Source organism: Gottfriedia sp. NPDC057948 (assembly GCF_042887255.1).
Lineage (GTDB): Bacteria > Bacillota > Bacilli > Bacillales > Bacillaceae_G > Gottfriedia.
The window spans coordinates 126,035-146,551 of record NZ_JBHVPN010000008.1 but is presented as its reverse complement, the minus strand read 5'-3'; the positions used below and the strand labels follow the sequence as shown (position 1 = coordinate 146,551).

20 protein-coding genes are annotated in these 20,517 nt (G+C 31.8%); 12 read left to right on the top strand and 8 right to left on the bottom strand.

The features are described from left to right. The first annotated feature begins 14 nt into the window (after positions 1–14). Entirely contained in the window at positions 15–809 is a 795-nt protein-coding gene (locus tag ACFVRR_RS14325) for a M15 family metallopeptidase (protein ID WP_387329611.1), read from the top strand. A 358-nt stretch (positions 810–1,167) separates the two neighbouring features. Here the strand turns inward: ACFVRR_RS14325 and ytzI are convergent, their stop codons facing one another. Genes ytzI through qoxA form a run of 5 tightly spaced genes read right to left on the bottom strand, consistent with a single transcriptional unit; the run spans position 1,168 to position 5,154 of the window. Then, positions 1,168–1,323: a YtzI protein gene (gene ytzI / locus ACFVRR_RS14320; RefSeq protein ID WP_335492483.1), complete on the bottom strand. Its 156-nt coding sequence runs from the start codon at positions 1,321–1,323 to the stop codon at positions 1,168–1,170. A gap of 55 nt (positions 1,324–1,378) precedes the next feature. Beyond that, on the bottom strand, positions 1,379–1,663 hold the full coding sequence (gene qoxD / locus ACFVRR_RS14315; RefSeq protein WP_025568480.1) for a cytochrome aa3 quinol oxidase subunit IV: 285 nt from the start codon (positions 1,661–1,663) through the stop codon (positions 1,379–1,381). 1 nt (position 1,664) lies between these two features. Beyond that, positions 1,665–2,261: a cytochrome aa3 quinol oxidase subunit III gene (qoxC, locus tag ACFVRR_RS14310; RefSeq protein ID WP_387329606.1), complete on the bottom strand. Its 597-nt coding sequence runs from the start codon at positions 2,259–2,261 to the stop codon at positions 1,665–1,667. Positions 2,262–2,264: 3 nt separating this feature from the next. Then, positions 2,265–4,208 (bottom strand): cytochrome aa3 quinol oxidase subunit I, encoded by a 1,944-nt coding sequence (gene qoxB, locus ACFVRR_RS14305; RefSeq protein WP_387329602.1) that lies wholly within the window; start codon positions 4,206–4,208, stop codon positions 2,265–2,267. Between the two features lie 49 nt (positions 4,209–4,257). Then, complete coding sequence (qoxA, locus tag ACFVRR_RS14300) at positions 4,258–5,154, bottom strand: cytochrome aa3 quinol oxidase subunit II (RefSeq protein WP_387329599.1); 897 nt, start codon at positions 5,152–5,154, stop codon at positions 4,258–4,260. 440 nt (positions 5,155–5,594) lie between these two features. Here qoxA and pdxR point away from each other — a divergent pair, with 440 nt between their 5' ends. The 7 genes from pdxR (at position 5,595) to pstA (ending at position 13,166) form a co-directional block, all read left to right on the top strand. Continuing rightward, on the top strand, positions 5,595–7,025 hold the full coding sequence (pdxR, locus tag ACFVRR_RS14295) for a MocR-like pyridoxine biosynthesis transcription factor PdxR (protein ID WP_387329596.1): 1,431 nt from the start codon (positions 5,595–5,597) through the stop codon (positions 7,023–7,025). A 295-nt stretch (positions 7,026–7,320) separates the two neighbouring features. Further along, positions 7,321–7,992 (top strand): deoxyribose-phosphate aldolase, encoded by a 672-nt coding sequence (deoC, locus tag ACFVRR_RS14290; protein ID WP_387329593.1) that lies wholly within the window; start codon positions 7,321–7,323, stop codon positions 7,990–7,992. Between the two features lie 719 nt (positions 7,993–8,711). Beyond that, entirely contained in the window at positions 8,712–9,524 is an 813-nt protein-coding gene (pstB, locus tag ACFVRR_RS14285; protein WP_387329716.1) for a phosphate ABC transporter ATP-binding protein PstB, read from the top strand. Positions 9,525–9,546: 22 nt separating this feature from the next. Continuing rightward, a complete protein-coding gene (gene phoU / locus ACFVRR_RS14280; protein ID WP_483867345.1) occupies positions 9,547–10,203 on the top strand; it encodes a phosphate signaling complex protein PhoU in 657 nt (218 codons plus the stop codon). Positions 10,204–10,389: 186 nt separating this feature from the next. Next, positions 10,390–11,277, top strand: a complete 888-nt coding sequence (locus ACFVRR_RS14275) for a phosphate ABC transporter substrate-binding protein PstS family protein (RefSeq protein WP_387329587.1) — start codon at positions 10,390–10,392, stop codon at positions 11,275–11,277. Between the two features lie 87 nt (positions 11,278–11,364). Next, positions 11,365–12,246 carry a phosphate ABC transporter permease subunit PstC gene (pstC, locus tag ACFVRR_RS14270; RefSeq protein ID WP_387329584.1) on the top strand — a complete coding sequence of 294 codons (882 nt, stop codon included), beginning with the start codon at positions 11,365–11,367 and terminating at the stop codon, positions 12,244–12,246. 14 nt (positions 12,247–12,260) lie between these two features. Next, entirely contained in the window at positions 12,261–13,166 is a 906-nt protein-coding gene (gene pstA / locus ACFVRR_RS14265; RefSeq protein WP_387329581.1) for a phosphate ABC transporter permease PstA, read from the top strand. A 1,395-nt stretch (positions 13,167–14,561) separates the two neighbouring features. On the opposite strand, the gene ACFVRR_RS14260 is transcribed toward pstA, so the two are convergent. Beyond that, positions 14,562–15,263 carry an FHA domain-containing protein gene (locus tag ACFVRR_RS14260; protein WP_387329578.1) on the bottom strand — a complete coding sequence of 234 codons (702 nt, stop codon included), beginning with the start codon at positions 15,261–15,263 and terminating at the stop codon, positions 14,562–14,564. Between the two features lie 344 nt (positions 15,264–15,607). After that, positions 15,608–15,784: a hypothetical protein gene (locus ACFVRR_RS14255; protein WP_387329576.1), complete on the bottom strand. Its 177-nt coding sequence runs from the start codon at positions 15,782–15,784 to the stop codon at positions 15,608–15,610. Positions 15,785–16,004: 220 nt separating this feature from the next. On the opposite strand from ACFVRR_RS14255, the gene ACFVRR_RS14250 reads away from it, so the two are divergent. The 4 genes from ACFVRR_RS14250 (at position 16,005) to ACFVRR_RS14235 (ending at position 20,046) form a co-directional block, all read left to right on the top strand. Then, positions 16,005–16,475, top strand: coding sequence for a hypothetical protein (locus tag ACFVRR_RS14250; protein WP_387329573.1), 471 nt, complete (start codon positions 16,005–16,007; stop codon positions 16,473–16,475). Between the two features lie 187 nt (positions 16,476–16,662). Beyond that, positions 16,663–17,475, top strand: coding sequence for a VOC family protein (locus ACFVRR_RS14245; protein WP_387329571.1), 813 nt, complete (start codon positions 16,663–16,665; stop codon positions 17,473–17,475). 592 nt (positions 17,476–18,067) lie between these two features. Then, a complete protein-coding gene (locus ACFVRR_RS14240) occupies positions 18,068–18,613 on the top strand; it encodes a hypothetical protein (protein ID WP_387329568.1) in 546 nt (181 codons plus the stop codon). Between the two features lie 272 nt (positions 18,614–18,885). Then, on the top strand, positions 18,886–20,046 hold the full coding sequence (locus ACFVRR_RS14235; RefSeq protein WP_387329565.1) for a murein hydrolase activator EnvC family protein: 1,161 nt from the start codon (positions 18,886–18,888) through the stop codon (positions 20,044–20,046). A gap of 99 nt (positions 20,047–20,145) precedes the next feature. Here the strand turns inward: ACFVRR_RS14235 and ACFVRR_RS14230 are convergent, their stop codons facing one another. Beyond that, the gene (locus ACFVRR_RS14230; RefSeq protein WP_387329562.1) at positions 20,146–20,322 is read right to left on the bottom strand and encodes a hypothetical protein; all 177 of its coding nucleotides are present in this window, start codon (positions 20,320–20,322) and stop codon (positions 20,146–20,148) included. Between the last annotated feature and the right edge of the window lie 195 nt (positions 20,323–20,517).

Genomic DNA, 20,517 nt, shown 5'->3' with positions numbered 1-20,517 from the left:
GGGTACTTACTTTTATGAAATATTTAGTTAATTCTATTTTTATTATCTTACTATTATCTTTAAACGGTTGTAGTAACCAACACCATCATCACAATGATTCTAGTCCTAAAAAAGAGTATCACCAATCAAATAAAGAAAATGCTAATAATCAGATAAACAAAACATCAGATGTACCTAAAAATGTTATATATAGAACGAAACAAAATAATGCAATTAAAACCGTTTCACACCCAGATGTAATTACAGTTTTAGTAAACAAAAAATATTTTTTATCTCAAAACTACGTTCCAAAGGATTTAGTTTATGCAAATGTTTCATTCATTTTTAAAGAAAAGATTGAAAAGCGAAAAATGAGAAAAGAAGCAGCAATAGCATTAAAGAAATTATTTGAAGGAGCTAAAAGAGATCATATCTATTTAAGTGGTGTCTCAGGATATCGCTCCTATGCAACTCAGAAAGTTATTTTTAATCGTTACGTTAAAGTAGATGGATATACGAATGCAAGAAAGTATAGTGCATTACCTGGTTCTAGTGAACATCAAACAGGCTTATCAATTGATGTAAGTAGTAGCACTGGAAAATGTGCGGCTTCAAGCTGTTTTGCGAATACCAAAGAAGCCAAATGGCTTGAAAAAAAATCCTCAAATTATGGTTTCATTATTCGGTATCCAAAAGGTAAGGAGCAAATCACAGGATACAAATACGAACCTTGGCATATTCGATATGTTGGGGTTGCACCGGCTAAACAAATGAAAAAAAGAAACATAACGTTAGAGGAATATTTAAACGTCTATCCGGTTTCAAAATAAAATGTCTAAGAACATATAAAATATAGGAAACTATCCTTTGTATTACTAGTAGTGTTGGCCAGACAAGTATTGGTTAACACTACTTTTTTAATTGGGTGTATCTAAACGCTCTTTTTGCGAATGGGTCGATTCTATAGATACCTCGTATTCTCTACCTAAGGAGAAGTTTGTAGATTAAATCGACATTGAGAACGATGTTTTATTGACATTTAATTGCACATAGGAGAAGAATAGGAGTTTAAAGATGTGGTATACATAATTATTTAGTGTTTAGATGAAACTTTAATAAACAAAAGAAAAAGGTTTGAAATAATCTAAGTCAATCAAACCTTTTCCTTTTTAAAAGCAATTTATTCAATTATTTATTTTTTTTATCATCATAAACGTTTTTAATTTCATCAATTTTATCAACTTTATGTTTTACTCCATATCCTTTATTTACAGTAAGAACAAAAGCACCGAATACAACAAAAATTATGATTCCACCTATAACATATACAGCTGTCATTGACATAAAATTACCTCCAATTTTATTTTTACGCTCCAGATAATTAATCATTTATACTGTTTTAGGCATATCCCCAAACCATACAGAGTAAGGTACCGAATACGGTAACTAGTGCGATTGATAATGCATAAAAGATATTTGTATAAATAGCCCCTTTTTCTCTTGTTTCACCTGCATGCATAAACACTACTAATTGAAGACTCGCTTGTAAAAATGCTGTTACAAGCAATATTGTCATTCCAACTGCAAATGACAGGTTAAAAAAGTATACTACAAGTGCAATGCCAGTTAGAATCATTGAAAAGGCAAAGCCTTTAACTTGCTTAAGCGGAAATAATTCTTTCATGTTACATCAATCCTTTCAGATAAACAAAGCTAAAAATGAAGATCCATACAACGTCTAAGAAATGCCAATAGAGTGAAAAGATAAATGTTTTATTAGCAATTTCTGGAGTGATTCCTCTTTTTCGAATTTGTAACAAGATAAATAATCCCCAAAAAAATCCAAGTGTAACATGAGCCCCATGTGTACCTAAAGTTGTTAATAGAATTGCAGTAAATGCGCTTGTTTGTAATCCTGCACCCATATGCATATAATGTACGAATTCTGATATCTCAAAACTTACAAATACTAAACCAAGAATTAGTGTAATCGCAAGAAATGACATTACTGCAGTTTTTCGACCAATACGCATAGCATGAATAGCTAATCCTATAACAAAGCTACTCGCTAATAAAACAAACGTTTCAATTAATACCGGTGTAATTTCAAAAATTTCTGCCCCAGTAGGACCATGTCCAGTACGATTGACTAATGTAAAATAAGAGGCAAAAAGAGTTCCGAAAAGCATAATTTCTGCACCTAAAAAGATCCAAAAACCTAATATATTTATTTGATTTTGCTCCGTACTATATTCTAATGGAAGTGATTTTATTAATTTCATCGTTTAGGCACCTCTATATTCATTTTCGTTTTCCATAATTTTTTCTACAGGAATATAGTGACCCTTATCAATTTCAAAAGAACGAAGCCCCATACAAACAAATATTCCTATTACAGAAATAATTACAGGAATCCACATTGAAAAGACAAATGAGAATCCAAAAACAAATAAAATACAGCCCATGATAAAAGGTGCGCCACTATTATTTGGCATATGAATTTTATCATAATGCCCTTTAAAGATCGGTATTCCTAATTTCTTCGCATCCCAAAATGCTTCTATCGAATTTACTTCAGGGGTAATAGCGAAATTATAAGAAGGAACAGGACTATGAGTTGCCCATTCTAAAGTACGAGCATCCCATGGGTCTGAGCTAATATTTCTAGATGAATGACGAATACTATAATAAATGTTATACACTAATAAGATAAACCCTATAGCCAATCCGATTGCTCCAATAAACGACAATAAATTCAATGGACCAAATCCTGTAGACTCTGAATAAGTATACATACGACGAGCTTGACCATTTAATCCTGTAAAGAACATTGGGAAAAATGTTACGTTAAAGCTAATTGCGATAAACCAGAATGCCCATTTTCCAATTCGTTCATTTAACATAAAACCAAACATTTTAGGCCACCAGTAGGTAAGTCCAGCAATCATGGCAAAAACAACACCGGGAATGATCGTGTAATGGAAATGGGCTACTAAAAACATCGTATTATGGTATTGATAATCAGCGGCAGACATCCCTAGCATCACGCCAGTTACACCGCCAATCGTGAAAATCGGAATGAAACCAACAGAATATAACATCGGAACAGTAAAAACGATTTTTCCTCTCCAAAGTGTAAACAGCCAATTAAAAATTTTTATTCCAGTTGGAATGGCAATTGCCATTGTTGTAATCGAGAATATACTATTCGTTAATGCACCTTGACCCATTGTAAAGAAATGATGAGTCCAAACTAAGAACGATAGAAACGAGATAATTAACATAGAATAGACCATTGATTTGTATCCGTATAAGTTTCGACGTGCAAATGTTGAGATGATCTCACTATAGACACCAAAAGCAGGTAAAACTAGGATGTATACTTCTGGATGTCCCCATATCCAAAAAAGATTTGCCCAAAGCATATCCATCCCACCATTTGTCGTTGTAAAGAAATTTGTACCAAATAGTCTGTCCATCGTACCCATCAAAAGAGCCACTGTTAAAACAGGGAATGCAAATATTACAATCACATTTGTCGTTAGAGCAGACCAAGTGAAAATCGGCATTTTAAAAAGTGTAATACCCGGTGCCCTCATTTTTAAAATCGTTGTGACAAAATTAATTCCAGAAAGTAATGTACCAAGTCCACCAATTTGGAGTGCAATCATATAATAGTTTGTGCCAACTGATTTACTCAGTTCATTTCCAGCTAGTGGGAAATATGATGTCCATCCTGCATCTGGAGAGCCACCTATTACAAATGAGATATTTAATAACATCGCCCCCATAAAAAACAACCAAAAGCTTAGTGCATTTAAACGCGGGAATGCTACATCACGTGCACCAATTTGAAGGGGTACAACAAAGTTCATAAGAGCATAGATAAATGGCATTGCCATAAAAATAATCATGACAAGCCCGTGAGTCGTAAATATTTCGTTATAATGCTGTGCATCTAATATCGTATTTTCGGGAACGGCCGTCTGAGCTCGCATCAAAATGGCATCTACTCCACCTCGGAAAAGCATTAGTAATGCAGAAAGTAAATACATAATCCCAATTCGTTTATGATCAACGGTTGTTAACCATTCTCTCCATAAATAACCCCATTTTTTGAAATAGGTTAAACCAACTACAATAGCAATTACAGTTACCCCAATAGCGATCATCGATGCATAAATAGCGGGGTTTGGGTTTGGAATCGCAAATCGATCGAAAAATTCCATAATACATGAACTCCTTTAACTACATTTATATTTGAAAAATACCGAAAGATTAATGACCAGAGTGTTTTGAATTCATTTCCATTTCAGAGTCCATATCATTTTCACTAGAGTGATGTTTATGACCTCCTTCATTTGGAGGTAAGTACTCCAAATGAGTTCCTGTAAACGTTAATTCTCCAAGGTGACCTGGTTTTAACAACTGTGTGAACTTTTCTTTCGTTAGAGGTGAAGCGGTTTTCTTAACATCTTTGACCCATTGATTAAATTTGTTTACAGGGACCGCTTCGACATTAAAAGTATTTTCTGCAAATCCTTTACCACTGAAATTTGCATTACGTCCCATATATTCACCTGGAACATCAGCAGCTAAGTATAATGTATTGACCATGTCTGACATGGCATATTTTTGTCCTCCCAATTGTGGAATCCAAAAACTTGTAATTGGTCCGTCTGAATATAATTTAAATTCTAGTGGTCTATTTGTAGGAATATATAAATAGTTTACCGTCTCAATATTTTCTTCTGGATAACTGAAATGCCATTTCCAATTAGATGAAGTTGCGTAAATGATTAATGGTTTCTTATTTGCATAACCAGTCGGGGCAGACTCGACCTTATTGTTGCTTTGTACCGAAACGATTGAAAGAAAAATGATGATCAATACTGGAATCCCGACACAAATCATTTCAACCATTACACTACCTTTAATTTTAGGAGGTTCATAATCGTTACTTTGCTTAGATGAACGATATTTAAATAGCATATAACCTAAAATAAGGAAGACGACCAAGACAATAAAAGACATAATCCAAATGGATAACATAATATCTTTAGCTTGAATTTGAGCTTGAGGTCCTTTAGGATCCAACACCTTTACTGGTTCGCAACCAGATAACAAAATGAGAATAGAAATAAAAAAAGTTTGTAAGGTCCATTTATTCTTCATGAACAAAATCCTTTTCAATTTTTATTTTCATAACGTTATTGAGTAAATTTGATTCACAATTGGTTAAAATATAGAACCATAAATATTGAAAGTCAACGAAATCAGAATTACTGTCAATAAATGTTCACAATAAAAAAAAAGTTAATTTACCAGTATTTGAAGTGATTTTTGATCTCAAATTCACGTATCATCAGTTGATATTTCTGGTTTTCTGCAGATTTTTTAAGTAACATTTTTTGATGGAAAATTTGTTTTTTTGTAAAGTGGATGGTAAAACTATATGATAATTGGATGAGTAATAGCTAAAAAAATTAATCTATAATAGATGAATTATTTTATTAAAATTAAGTCGTTAAAATAGATTTCATAGTAGGTTGAAATAAAAATATTAGATTTAAAATTTTGTGAGAAAGAATATTTAATTGCGAGGAGTATTGTCAATGGAATGGAAACCCGATCGTGAAGCGAAAAAAGCTATCTATAAACAACTTGCCGAGTATATCGAAGAAGGAATAGTTAACGGTACTTTTCCATTAGATAAACCACTTCCTTCCGAAAGGCATTTAGCAAAAGAATTTAACATTAATCGAAGCACAGTAGTTGCCGCTTATGATGAATTGGAATCAAATGGACTTATTGAAAGAAATAGAGGAAGCGGAACAACTATCAGTAAAGATATTTGGGGGATTACTAAGAAGCGAATACCCAGTTGGAATAGATATGTTGAAGCTGGCTCTTTTCTACCAAACTTGCCTGTAACCCAAAGAATTCGTCAAAAGACAGCAGAAGAAAAGCTAATTAATTTAGCAAGTGGAGAGTTGTCAGAAGATCTTTTTCCAATGAAAACATTAAGAGAAATTACTTCAACTAGATCATTTATTGGCAGTCTTGGATATGATCATCCACAAGGTTACAAAATATTAAGAGAAACGATCGCAAACCATGTTAAACAATATCGAAAAATTAATACGGATTCTTCTTCAATTTTAATCACATCAGGTGCTCAACAAGCATTATATTTAGTTGTACAATGTTTGCTAAACCCTGGAGATTCAGTAGCTATTGAAGACCCTTCATATGCATACAATCTACCAATTTTTAAATCAGCAGGAGTTAAAACCTATTTATTACCGGTAGATCATAATGGAGTGAACCCTGCCGATATAATCGAATTACATAAAAAACATAGAATTAGAATGCTTTTCTTAAATCCAACCTATCAAAATCCAACCGGTACGAATCTTAGTCTTGAACGTCGTAGGAGCATATTAGATATTTCTTCAGAACTTGGAATCCCTGTCATTGAAGATGATCCGTATAGTTTAACGTCTTTTAATGGGGAAACAATCTCTACATTAAAATCACTAGATGAAAATGGAAATGTATTATATATAAGTTCATTGTCAAAGATTGTTGCTTCTGGATTAAGAATTGGTTGGATTATTGGTCCAAAGCCTGTAATTGAGAGATTATCTGATGCTAAACAACAAATAGATTTTGGTCACTCTGGATTTACACAGTGGATTGCAAATGACTTTTTAGAAGCTGAAAATTTTCATTTACATATTAAAAATTTAGTTAATCAGCTAGAAAAAAGAAGAAATCAAATTGTTAAAAGCCTCCAATTTTATTTAAAGGATCAGGTAGAATTTACTCAGCCACATGGTGGTATCCATATTTGGTGCAAATTAAAAAAGGAAGTTAATGAAGTACAATTACTAGAAGAATCAATTAAAAGAGGGGTACTATTTGCACCTGGTTTAACAATGGGTTCTAAAAAAGGGTTTGTTCGTTTTACCTTTGCAAGAGAAGACGAAAAGTCAATAGATGAAGGGATAAAGAGATTTTCTAAAGCACTAAAATCTATATGAACTAGGAATCATGTACTAATCATGATTCCTTTTTTACTCATTTTTTAAGTGGATGGGGTAAAAAGTACTACAATGGATGGTTTAAATTTTTACAGATTTTTTATAATGAATAGGTGGAAACAATCCACGAATTCATAACGATATAAGATATATTATTGAGTGTATTGATTCACAATTATCTTTCACTTTCTAACATACTAAAAAAATGAAGTCGATATAAAGTTTCAAAATTTGGCAGATTCAATGGAAATTGCACAGAGTTAAACTCAAAATAATTTATAAGGTGGAGTAAAACATGGAATATACAAATATTATTGATCACACATTATTATCGCCAGAGACTGATGATGTAGCCATTATAAAGTTATGTAATGAAGCGATGGAATTCGGATTTGCTTCGGTAGTTGTAAATCCTACTTGGGTAAAATTAGCCTCAAAACTCGTGAGACAATCTGATGTTAATGTATGTACTGTAATTGGATTTCCATTAGGTGCTAATACAATCGAAACCAAAGTATTTGAAACTAATAATGCTATTGAAAATGGTGCTACAGAAGTAGATATGGTCATAAATATAGGTGCTTTGAAAGGTGAAAATTATGATCTAGTCGAAAAAGATATAAACGCTGTAGTAGAAGCTGCGAATGGTAAAGCCTTAGTTAAAGTTATTATAGAGGCGTGTCTATTAACAGAACAAGAAATACAAGTAGCATGTGAATTATCAGTAAAAGCAGGAGCTGGCTATGTAAAGACATCGACTGGCTTCTCATTACATGGAGCAACTCTTAAAGATGTTGCTCTAATGAGAGAAACAGTTGGAAAATCAGTTGGTGTAAAAGCTTCCGGCGGTGTTCGAAGCATTGAGGATATTAAAGCTATGGTTGAAGCAGGGGCAACAAGAATTGGTACAAGCTCAGCTGTTCAAATTTTTACTGAAAATACAACTCTTAATTCAATTAAATATTAAGTAACTTTTATAAAAAAACTTTAATACAACTAACCATGTATCGATCGCAGATAACAAACGTACTTATAGAAGCGTCTTGAAGAGGTCTATACATTGTTGGACAGTTTTTCAGAAGTGGGTCTGAAAAAAAAGAGGATGAATCAGAAACGGCAGTTTAAAAAAATCCCACTTAATTAGCTAATAAAGAATATTATCATAAGTGAGTGCTTAATTAATAGAAAAAAGATACATTTAAATTTTTAATTCTCGCTACTGCCAACATCTTTTGACGCTGAAGGAAGTAGAAACAATAACCTTACTAGTGCCGAAGAGGATTGAAGCTGAAAGAGATCAGTCTTGCACAATACAGATATCTCGTAATTAAACATTATGTACTGGCAAACCTATGGGTTGTCCATTAACTATAAAAATAGAAAAAAGAGCAATGCTCTTCTTGAATAGAAGGAGCATTGCTCTTTTATTTTTTAATAATGAAAAAGGCAGCTTGCTTTATTATGGCGCTGCCTTTTTTGCGCTTCATGTAAGTATGATACTAAGATAATAGGGGAATCTAACTAATATTTATAGGTTTGTAGAATTGATGTTGTTAATCAAGAAGTAAAGATAAAGTAATTTAAAAATAAGTTGGAATACTGGAGGCGATTTGAAAATTTAGTGTTGGATTAAGAAATGTAATTAAAATTCAAAATGGAGGGGTATCGAAATAAATGACTAATACAATGATTAAAGAAAAACATGAGAAAAAAGATAAGATTGAAGCGCAGTCTGATTTTAAAAAATTAATTGTTTATGATACACAGAATTTATCTCTTTGGTATGGTCAAGATAAAGCGTTAAAAGATATCAATTTAAGTATATATGAAAATGAAGTGACAGCAATCATCGGACCTAGTGGTTGTGGTAAATCCACCTATTTAAAAACTTTAAATAGAATGGTTGAATTAGTACCAACCGTTAGAACTGAGGGTATTATTTTATATCGTGATCAAAATATTTTTGATAAAAATTATCCCGTTGAAGAATTACGAACCCATGTTGGTATGGTATTTCAAAAACCAAACGTCTTTCCTAAATCGATTTGGGAAAATGTAGCTTATGGACCAAAAATTCAAGGTATTAAAGATAAAAAAGAGCTAAATCAAATAGTTGAGAAAAGTTTAAAAGGCGCTGCTATTTGGGAAGAGGTGAAGGATCGTATACATGAAAATGCTTTCGGTCTTTCAGGAGGTCAACAACAACGATTATGTATAGCACGATGTTTGGCAATTGAACCAGACGTTATTTTAATGGATGAGCCCACATCTGCATTAGATCCTATATCTACCTTAAAAGTAGAAGAGCTTATTCATAATCTGAAAAAGGAATTCAGTATTATAATCGTTACTCACAATATGCAACAAGCTGCTCGTGTATCTGATCGAACTGCGTTTTTCCTCAGTGGTGAAGTAGTTGAATACTCTGATACGAATAAATTATTTTCTACACCAAAAGATAAACGTACAGAGGATTATATCACTGGACGTTTCGGTTAATGGAAGGATCAAGAGGTGATCATTGATGAGACATAAATTTGAAGAAGATTTAAGAAAGTTACAAGAATTAATCATCGAATTAGCTGAGAAAACAAAAAAGGCTGTAATTAAAAGTATGGATGCGTTTCGAGCTGAAGATATTGAAAAAGCTTTAGAAGTAATTGATGAAGATAATCGTATAAATAAACTAGAAGAAGAGATAAATGAATTAATTGTTGTAATAATTACTAGACAGCAACCTGTAGCCGTAGACTTAAGAAGGAATTTAACAGCTATAAAAATTTCACATGACCTTGAACGCGTTGCCGATTACGCTGTAAATATTGCGAAATCGACGATTAGGATACGTGATCGACAGGAAAATTTACCATTAGAAAATATTGAAAAAATGCATGAATTAGGAATTGATATGTTATCTAGAGCAGTGGATGCGTATCGCACGGAGGATTTATATGCGGCTAAAGAAATTGGCGAAATAGATGATCAAGTAGATGATTTATATGGAGAAACAGTTAAATTTTTAATGAATTGCATTGCCGATTCACCTGATCATGTTACAAATTTAATGCAAATGGCATTTATTTGCAGATATCTTGAAAGAATTGCAGACTATGCAACAAATATTGCTGAGAATATTTATTATCTTGTAAAGGGCAAACATTATTTCTTAAACCAATAAAAATGAGAATATAAAATTTATGAAAAGTTATATTCGCACTTTAGTTAATTTCTAAAATAATGAATAGACAAAGTTAATCTAGAATGAATTTAGATTGCATAGTAGATTTTTTTTTAACACAAACTATTTAGTAAATTTAAAGTGCAATAATTTGAAGGTTAACTAATTTTACTTTGGAGGTATCTTATGAAACGAAGTATTAAACTGATGTTTGCAATTATGTTAGTAGCAATCATGTTGGTAGGATGTAATACTCAAAAAAATACGAATAAAAAGAATCAAACTGGTGGTGGAAAATTAAGTGGTACGATTACAGCTGCTGGTTCAACTGCATTGCAGCCTTTAGCTGAGGAAGCTGCTACAGAATTTATGGGTAATAATCCAAGTGTTTCGATTACTATTCAAGGTGGTGGTAGTGGAACTGGAGTGAACCAAGTAACTTCAGGAGCTGTTCAAATTGGGAACTCTGATGTGCCAGCTAGTGAAAAACTTAGTGACCCTGCTCTTGCAAAGGATTTAGTTGAAACTAAAGTTGCAGGTATCGGTTATTCGATTATTGTTAATAAGGAAGTTACTGTTACTTCATTAACGTTAAAACAAATACAAGATATCTTCTCAGGAACAATTACTAATTGGAAAGATGTTGGAGGCAAGGACGAGAAAATAAATGTGATAAATCGTCCAGCTGCTTCTGGGACAAGAGCAGCTTTCGAAAAAACCGTTATGAGTGGTGTGAAAATAAACGATTCAGTCGGTACAGTCCAAGATTCAAATGGAGCTGTTGAACAAGCAATAAATAGTACTCCAGGGACGATTTCTTATTTAGCAAATTCATATCTCGTTGGAGATAAAAAGAATGCTTTAACGATTGTTCAAATAGATGGAAATGATTCTTCAATTGATAATATAACAAATGGAAAATATCCATTTTACTCATATGAGTACATGATTACAAAAGGTGATTTAAAAGACCCAGTAAAAAGTTATATAGATTTTGTTCAAGGCGATGATTTTTCAGCGAAAGTTGAAGAAATGGGTTATATACCGATGTCCAAAATGGGTAATTTAAAATAATGATCTAACTCAAAAGGGTGTTCTATTTCAAATTAAGTTTGATTAGGCACCCTTTATTAGCACTAAAATTATTATTAGGAGTTATTTATGAAAATAAGAAAAAGAAATTACTTTGCAAATGAATACTTAGGTAGAACATTAGTAACCTTTTGCGGTATTTTAATGGTACTTACCACAATTTTGATTATTATTTTTATTGTAGGTAAAGGAATACAATCATTTACTCAGAGTAATATTTCATTATTTGAAATGCTATTTTCTCCTGATTGGAGCCCTAATGACGCACAAAATCCTAGGTTTGGAGCATTAAAATTTATTACTGGTTCAATCGTAGTATCAATTGGGGCAGTCATTATTGCAGCACCAATTGCAATCGCATTAGCTATATTTATGAATTATATTTCACCGATTTTTGGAGATAAAATATTAAAACCTGTTTTAGAAATACTAGTAGGTATCCCTTCAGTTGTCTACGGATTTCTGGGAGTAACAATCTTAGTCCCGATTATTCGTAATCAAATTGGTGGAGTTGGTTTTAGTTTAATCGCAGGAATAATTGTATTGAGTATCATGATTCTTCCAACAATTGCAAGTATAGCATCAGATGCTATTAGAGCAGTTCCGAAAGATTATTTAGAGGCTTCTTATGGGTTAGGTTCTACTCGATGGCAAGCAATTAGTAAGGCTATTGTTCCTGCTGCGACCACTAATGTATTAACTGGTGTAGTACTAGGTTTAGCTAGAGCTTTTGGGGAAGCTTTAGCTGTTCAAATGGTTATTGGTAATACACTTCAATTTCCTAAAAGCATTTTTGATCCCACTGTCACATTAACTGGTATATTAACAATGGATATGGCTAATACGATGAATGGAACCTCATGGAACAATGCATTATGGTCATTGGCAATGATTTTACTACTGATTTCATTTTTCTTTATATTAATTATTCGATTAATAGGTAAAAGATAGGGGGAACAAGTATAATGAATGCTCGAAGTATTGATAAATTATGGACAATCATTCTCTATATTGTTTCATTAATTATTGTATTACTACTTATTTATCTACTATGGGAAATCATTTCAAAAGGATGGGGATTTTGGGACCCAAATTTTTTATTTGGAAGACCAAGTAATACGCAAGCCGGGGGTGGCATTGGCCCACAATTATTTAATTCATTTTATATTTTAGTATTAACATTGGTGATTTCTATACCTCTAGGATTAGGATCAGGAATTTATTTGGCAGAATATGCAAAGCCAGGGAAATTTCTAAGTTTTGTAAGACTTTGTATAGAAACTTTAGCTTCTTTACCATCTATTGTAGTTGGATTATTCGGTTTACTTGTATTTGTTACAATGACTGGTTGGGGCTATTCTTTAATTGGGGGATCACTCGGAATTACAATATTAAATCTCCCAAGTCTTACCCGTGTATCAGAAACTGCACTACTAGATGTTCCGAAAAATATTAAAGAAGGTAGTTTTGGTTTAGGGGCTACAAAATGGCAAACAATTGTTAAAATTAGTATTCCTACAGCAATTCCACAACTTATCACTGGGATTATTCTATCAGCAGGCAGAATATTTGGAGAAGCAGCAGCTTTAATCTATACGGCAGGATTAACAACTCCAGTTTTAAATTCGGTAGCACCAATTAATAGTCAAATGAATCCATTTAATATTTTTCGACCTGCAGAAACATTAGCAGTTCATATTTGGAAACTGAATTCAGAAGGTATTGTCCCAGACGCTAAAGAAATTGCTGCAAAGTCCGCTGCAGTTTTGATCGTAATGGTTCTATTATTTAATCTATTAGCTCGATTAATTGCTAATTTTATTCATAGAAGATACACGGGTACTAAAAGAAAAGTAAAATCAATTACGTGAATAATCCGAATATTTTAAAGGGAAACAGAATTTTATAAATATGAGATTTAATAGCAATCCGTCAACTTTAATTATTTTCTGGTGTATGAAGCTGGTAAAATTATAAAGTATTCTAACACGATTATCCAAAGAAGTATATAACCATAAAATTAATGAATCATATGCAATAAGTGAATGCTTTAGTTGAAGATCATTTACTGCTTAAGCTGGTTAAAGGCAGCTTTTTGTGGGACACAGCAGTCGCATTGGGTGCTGACTTAGTCAGTTTCCTTCATATACTTATCTAGACAAGACGAAGACTCGGTATAACCACTAAATCAAGTTACCGAGGTAAAACCGTTTGAATGAACAACAAGGAAAGGCTTGAAATAAGTAATAAATCAAGAGTGAGATACAAATTACACAGTTTTATGGTTAATTAATTTCACTTTTGAGGACAGTTTGAAATTTAGAAGTTATTCTACATTAAATCAAAAAGGCACAGATTTTTTCTGGGCCTTTGTTCTGATATAGAATATACTCCTATTGACTATAATCGATAGAATTACATTTTCATATTATTAAAAAGAACACTAAATCGCAAATGTTTCTTTTGATTAGAGGATAACGTTCTATAAAATCAGCTAATCCATCATTTTCAGAATGTCCTAAAAACAAAATTAGGTGCTGCTTTAACTTCTTCGCTAGCGTTCCCCATAGCCACACACCTATACCAATATGACGAAGCATTTCAATATCATTTGGTTTAATCGATATGAATGAAGTAGGTCTTCAATAGTAAACCATTTCAAAACCGTCAATCCAATTTATGACTTCAGCTTCCTTTTTAAACAAATCAGATATTTTTTCATTTAAAGTCAACTAGCTGTATGGATAATAACATTACAAGTGTTTTTAGCAGTCAGAAGATGGAGTAATTCTTTGTTCACTGTGACTGTTTCCATTAGCACCAATCTTCCTGTTATCGATCTGTGAGTCTACAAATCTTATTAATTTTAAAATGTTAGTGTTTTGTTATCAATGTGATATTGAGTAAGAAAGCAAGAAGTAATACCTTTACATGAGTACATAATTTCTTTAAAGACGATTTTGATTTAATTTGATCAATGTGAAAAAGGGTGAAATGTAATGTTTTATTTATTATTAGTAGTTTTAGGGTACATTCTGTTAATTCTACCTGTATATGTATGCGCAATAATTCTTTGTGTGGGTTCATTGTGTTCTTTTATTGCAATTTATATTGAATTAACAATTTTAGAGAAAAAAGTAAGAGCTAATTTATTATAATCTATCTAAATATTAATTATTTTAACTATAAGGGAAATACAATTATTTGCGAAAAGAAGAGTGTAGAATTTTAAATATTCTACACTCTTTTTCATTCGTTTTTATCTATTACATATCCTCTTGTTCAAACATATAACCATATCGAGGGACAGAAACAATCTTTTGACCGTATTTACCTAATTTCTTACGTAATCTATATAAAAGAGTATTAATTTCTTCTCGTCCTACATCAGGCTGCTCAACGTCATTCGTAATTCGTTCCGGCCAAACATTTATTTTAATTTCGTTATAGCTAACTGCGCTATTGGCTCTTTGATATAACAACAAAAATAATTCTGTATCTTTACTAGTTAGATGGATTCTTACACCATCAATTAAAATTTCTCTTTTAACTAAATTCACAGTTAAACCATTGAAATCGTTTAGGTGTTTATCTAAAACTAATGGTATATCAAGTGTGTCTCCAAGGTTCTGCTCTAATAGATTATGAAAAATAAGTACAGCGGCACCACTTGCAAGACTAATACAATCGCCATCACGAAGGAAAAATGGTTTATTTTTCTCTATAGAAATATGATTTACTTGTGTTCCATGTTTACTCATGAGATCAACGATTGTGTAATTTTCTTCTTTATCGAAACTAATTAAAGCATGTTTTCTTGAAATATATTGACTTGTGAAAGGAATATCTGGGAAATCATCTCCCCATGTACGCCCTAGCAATGTTTCATTAAAGGAAATAGGAATTCTGTTCTGATTTGTGGCTGTTTCTCCTTGCTTGATAGAAAGATACACGTTTTGAATACTCATGAAGTTACTCCTTTGAAAACTAATCTAGTTAAACCAAAAAAGAGTATATCATATGCAACTAATTTGTAAAGAGAATTCATTATTTATGGTGTCTTCTAATGAGGAAAAAAGAAGGAACTAGATTATTAACTTTTTAAAAGAGTACTTTAAATTCAATACTAATTTAACATAAAATTAATCTGTTAGAGGTTTGTTATCAATTTGTTATTAAACTACTATTCAATTTATAATCTTAAAAATGTTAAAAACTAATTAGTGCGTTAGTTTGTCAAATTAAATTGTAAAGAGCTAATCGACAAGTATTCGATTAGCTCATTTTTCTGTGAATTCAGGCATACTTACAATTATTTCAGCTTAGGATTTTTATTTAGCGTCTCAATATTTTTATTTCTTTCTCCGCCATCAGATAGGTCTTCAGAAAATTCATGGTCGGCTTTTTTACCTAACATAAGCTCAGATGTACGAATTGTGCTAGATGGCAAATTATTATTCGTTGCAGCTTGCTCGTTCCATTTACTCATAAATATCACCTCTTAAGATTAGTATTAGAATTTGTCCATGTATTTATTTAGAATCATGTAAAAAAATGAGTAGGCTAGAGGAGACTTGGGTTTATCCAATCGTTCTTATTTATACAGCTTTGTACATCCATTAATTAGAATACTTTACCAGTTCTCTCATATCGTTTAATAGAAGGACACGTAGTGAATGAATTGTGTTATATGGAAGAGAGGATGCTGGATGAAGAAACGATTTGCAACGTATTATCCATATGAACAAAAATTAGTGATCGAGGGTCATCAAAATCTCATTCAAGGGGAAATGAAAAATGGACAATCGTTTGTTGATTCAAGATTCATGTTCGCTCATGTGGCCAAAGAAATAGGAAAGAAAGTGGTACTTGTCGGGTGCGGAGTAGGTATAGTAGGATTACTGATTCCAACGAGTAAACTTTTCCTATACCCATTACGCATGATCATAGACAATGCTTACGATCATGTAATCGATTGGGTGCATTATGATGTTGGTCATCACATTCACAACTTTTTATCAATGAAGATCAGTTCGGGTGACTATATTGCTTCGATTGATACACATCAATCACCTAGTAGCCCGCTTGCAAAAGATGGTCATGATATCCTAGACAAAATTGATGGAAAAATGAAGAATCATTTCGAAGGAGTTAAAGATTTTCTGGAACGAAATAGATAAAGACAAAACTCCTTGCCTTGTTGAGGAGTTTTTAATTTGGTCATCAAATGTGTTTACTCTTATTTAAATTTCTAATAACATTGGTAAATAAGTGGAAGTAACATATTTATGAGATATATATTGACAGAAACGAGGATATTGCAGGCGTTAATCTCCTCAATAAATATCGAGTGAAAGGAGTACGATAATGGATTTAATCTTTGATCACCTTGTTTGGTTCTTTAAGAAACCGGAGACAGCAATTTTACCCTTAAAGCAAAGAGGTATTCATGTTGTGAAGGGAGGACGTCATGAATCTTGGGGAACATATAATACCCTAACTTATTTTGGCTTAAGTTATATTGAATTTTTAGGAATTGAAAATTTATCAATAGCTGAAAAACATGAGGAAAATCGATTAATTACGCAAATCGTAGAACAACTAGCAAAAGAAAGTCTGGAAGGTCCTGCGACAATAGCGATCCGAACAAATCAAATTGAAGAACTAGCAATAAAACTTAAAGCAGAAGGACTTACAGTTTATGGACCGCTTACTGGGGAGAGAGTTCGTGCTGATGGCCAGGTAATTAGGTGGTCATTATTATTCCCTGAATACCCGAAAAAAAATGTTAAGTTACCATTTTTTATTGAATGGGAAAAATCAGATGAACAAAGGTATTTGGAATTTGAAGAACAAGGACTGATTCGTTCACATAAATTAGGCGAACCAAAATTGGAAAGTGTTGGTTTTGTCGTAAATAATTTAGATGAGACATTAGAAATTTGGGAGAATTTGTTTGGCCTTAAACAAGGCGAGGAGTACATTGATACGGAAATCAATGCACGTTGTATAAGAATAAAATTGAGCGGAACTAATTTACTATTTTGTACACCAATTGGTAATGGTCCAGCTGCTAAAGTATTAAAAGAAAAAGGGGAGACACCTTTTTTAGTGAACCTTACTGACACAAATCAAAGTCACTTTTTTGAAATGTTAGATGGTTATTGGAGGTTCCAATAATCTATTCAAAGGTTAATCCATTACATATTTATTAAACAAACATCAATATTAAGTTATCAATTACTCAAGATTAGAGAAGTTACAAAAGAGCAACAGCCATTTTTGGCTGCTTTTTTTATTTACTAACGATTAGATCAGTGAATTTAAAAAAAGAGGAATTGTTTCTTAATTACAAATAAATAAAATTTGATTTAAATCATTCTTTCGAGATCGTTCCGGTTGTCTTAATCCTTTTTGTTTGTAGAAACTTTAACAGGTTACATTGGGTATACGAACGTTATTGTAACTAGGATAACACCAGTTGGAATAAGTGTATTCTTGTCAACTCTTGAGACATCAAAGTTGCTTTAGTATCAACCTAGCGATAAAGGATGTCAATTATTACCTATTCATTAAATTAGCGAACTGTCACGATTCATAAATAGTTTCATAATAATAGGGGGCTCTTTAATTCTTTGATGTGATATATATAATTCAAATTTTCATTGATTTTTAATGTAACTTTAAGTGGAAATTTAGTTTCTGGGTGTAAGGTTTGAAGTATCAGTTTAATACAGCACATTGTAAAAAAATACTATTTGGAGGGAATAATGTGGATATTCATAAAGTTTATATTGATGGATCAGAAATTCCATTTCAAAATGGATCATTTACATTTTTTAATTTTGGTAATAATTTAAAAATTGAACTTGAACTGGTTGTTCATCATACAGTATTAAACTTTTTAAATACATTAAATTATTATAAGGAACGAGTAAATATCTTTTTAAATCACAATAAACAAATTAATGGGGATTTTGAAATTCGCACAGGGGTAACGAGCATCCACTTAGTTAGTAATGTAAAGGAAATAGAAGGCATTGAAAATTTATCGGCAATATCTTATGGAAAAACAACGATTCAAACTCAAATAGATGAGGGTATTCCATTAGACAACGAGTTAAAAGGAAAACCGTCTTTACTCATAAATATTTTACGTTCCATTCTGGAAAATGAAATAAAAGATGAGGGAAATAAAGTTTTTGTCAGTTCACTTTTAAATAAACTTAAAAAGGGAGAACAACTAAATTCTTTTGACTTATATATAAAAGATGAATTGTGCTATTTAATTGAAGAAAATTTAACTAAAGTAAAATAAAAAGTAATTTGCAATCTTTAATATGAGAAAATATAACGCTGTAATAATAATAATCAATAAATCTGGAAGTAATTACATGGTGCCAATTTATGACGCCAACCTAACAAAACACGAAAAGTCATTCCCATTTTATATTGGTTTACTGGATATTTTTTATAGCGTTGCAAAGAGCTTGTAAAAAACTTGTAAAAAGAGTGTAGTCTAATTTGCATAAAATTGTTACATTTCTAAGTTAACATATATAAGTATATGTCAAGCTTAGGGAGATAACGATGAAACGAATAATTAATAAATTAATATTAGTAGCTGCAAGTTTATCATTTACTATACTTCCAAATGGTGTACTTGCAGAGAATATAGATAATACAAAGATTAAGAGTATTCAAGATAAACGAGTAAAAGTTCAAAAAGAAGCAGAAAAAGCAAAAAATGAGATGGATCAATTAAATGATCAAAAAAAATTGTTATTAAACTCTTTAAATACAATTAACACATCAATTGAGGATGCGAAAATAAAGAAGAGTCAAAAAGAGGCAGAATTAATAAATGGTAAAAAAGAAATAGAAAAATTACAAGCTGAAATAGAGGAATTGCAAAAACGTTTAGATCAACGTCAAGTAATTATAAATAATCGTTTAGTTACAATACAAAAATCAGGTGGAAATAACTCATATTTAGACGTTATTTTTGATGCAAAAGGTATTGGTGATTTAGTTCAACGAATAAACGCTATTGGTAAATTTATGAATACTGACCAAGACATCGTTAAGGAACAACAAAACGATATTGAAAAAGTTGAATTAAAAAAGAAAGACTTTATGTTAACTCAACATAAGTTGGAAAATGATAAAAAAGATCTTCAAAATTTAGAACGTTCACTTGTTAATCAAGAAATTCAAATGAATGCTATTCTAAGTAAACTTAAGGATGATGTATCTGAAAAGGAACAGGATATTTTAAGTTTAGAAGAACAGGAAGATCTATTAAAAGAACAGGAAAAAGCAATAAAAGTCGCTTCAAGTATTTCAGGTGGTAATTTTACTCGACCAGCGGAAGGCTATTTATCTTCAGGTTTTGGATATCGATCATTTGATCATGAAACGCATTATGGCGTAGATATTGCTAAGAATGGAAGTACACCGATTGTCTCAGTAGCAAATGGCGTTGTAATAAGAGCTTACCATTCATCTAGTTACGGTAATGTTGTCTTTATTACACATAATATTAAAGGAAAAGTATTTACATCAGTTTATGCTCATATGCAAAATTATCAAGTCTCAGCAGGGCAAACTGTTTCAAAAGGACAAAAAATTGGAACAATGGGAAATTCGGGGCATTCTTTTGGTCAGCATCTTCACTTTGAATTGCATGCTGGTCAATGGAATGAGGCAAAATCAAACGCAGTAAATCCAGCAAAGTATATTAACTTTTAAACTTTTATAACACTATTTTTATAAATATAAATTGTAAAGAGCTAATCGCCAAGTAATCGATTAGCTCTTTTTTTACTGTTAATTGATGCATACTTTCAATTATTTCACCTTTGAATTTTTATTAAGCATTTCAATATTTTGATTTCTTTCTCCTCCATCAGAAAGGTCATCTGAAAATTCATGGTCTGCTTTTTTACCTAGTAGAAGCTCAGATGAACGGATTGTGCTAGACGGTAAATTATTATTCGCTGCTGCTTGTTCATTCCATTTACCCATTAATATCACCTTGGAGTTATAACAATACAGATTTTGCTTCATGGAACAATCCTAATAAACATCAGTCCTCAATTGGTTGAATTGAATTGAATCGAATGGGAGCATGTCAAACAGTAGAATCAGCGGAATGGAGATGAACTTATAAACTTATACGTTTCGATTAAGTTTAAAATAATATTATTTAAATTGACATAT

Coding starts and splice junctions, on each gene's coding strand:
- pstC (WP_387329584.1), top strand. CDS start 11,365: ATGAAAATAAGAAAAAGAAATTACTTTGCAAATGAATACTTAGGTAGA.
- qoxC (WP_387329606.1), bottom strand. CDS start 2,261: ATGAAATTAATAAAATCACTTCCATTAGAATATAGTACGGAGCAAAAT.
- ACFVRR_RS14235 (WP_387329565.1), top strand. CDS start 18,886: ATGAAACGAATAATTAATAAATTAATATTAGTAGCTGCAAGTTTATCA.
- pstA (WP_387329581.1), top strand. CDS start 12,261: ATGAATGCTCGAAGTATTGATAAATTATGGACAATCATTCTCTATATT.
- pdxR (WP_387329596.1), top strand. CDS start 5,595: ATGGAATGGAAACCCGATCGTGAAGCGAAAAAAGCTATCTATAAACAA.
- qoxD (WP_025568480.1), bottom strand. CDS start 1,663: ATGAAAGAATTATTTCCGCTTAAGCAAGTTAAAGGCTTTGCCTTTTCA.
- qoxA (WP_387329599.1), bottom strand. CDS start 5,154: ATGAAGAATAAATGGACCTTACAAACTTTTTTTATTTCTATTCTCATT.
- ACFVRR_RS14250 (WP_387329573.1), top strand. CDS start 16,005: ATGAAGAAACGATTTGCAACGTATTATCCATATGAACAAAAATTAGTG.
- ytzI (WP_335492483.1), bottom strand. CDS start 1,323: ATGTCAATGACAGCTGTATATGTTATAGGTGGAATCATAATTTTTGTT.
- qoxB (WP_387329602.1), bottom strand. CDS start 4,208: ATGGAATTTTTCGATCGATTTGCGATTCCAAACCCAAACCCCGCTATT.
- pstB (WP_387329716.1), top strand. CDS start 8,712: ATGATTAAAGAAAAACATGAGAAAAAAGATAAGATTGAAGCGCAGTCT.
- ACFVRR_RS14275 (WP_387329587.1), top strand. CDS start 10,390: ATGAAACGAAGTATTAAACTGATGTTTGCAATTATGTTAGTAGCAATC.
- ACFVRR_RS14245 (WP_387329571.1), top strand. CDS start 16,663: ATGGATTTAATCTTTGATCACCTTGTTTGGTTCTTTAAGAAACCGGAG.
- ACFVRR_RS14260 (WP_387329578.1), bottom strand. CDS start 15,263: ATGAGTATTCAAAACGTGTATCTTTCTATCAAGCAAGGAGAAACAGCC.
- ACFVRR_RS14255 (WP_387329576.1), bottom strand. CDS start 15,784: ATGAGTAAATGGAACGAGCAAGCTGCAACGAATAATAATTTGCCATCT.
- ACFVRR_RS14230 (WP_387329562.1), bottom strand. CDS start 20,322: ATGGGTAAATGGAATGAACAAGCAGCAGCGAATAATAATTTACCGTCT.
- ACFVRR_RS14325 (WP_387329611.1), top strand. CDS start 15: ATGAAATATTTAGTTAATTCTATTTTTATTATCTTACTATTATCTTTA.
- deoC (WP_387329593.1), top strand. CDS start 7,321: ATGGAATATACAAATATTATTGATCACACATTATTATCGCCAGAGACT.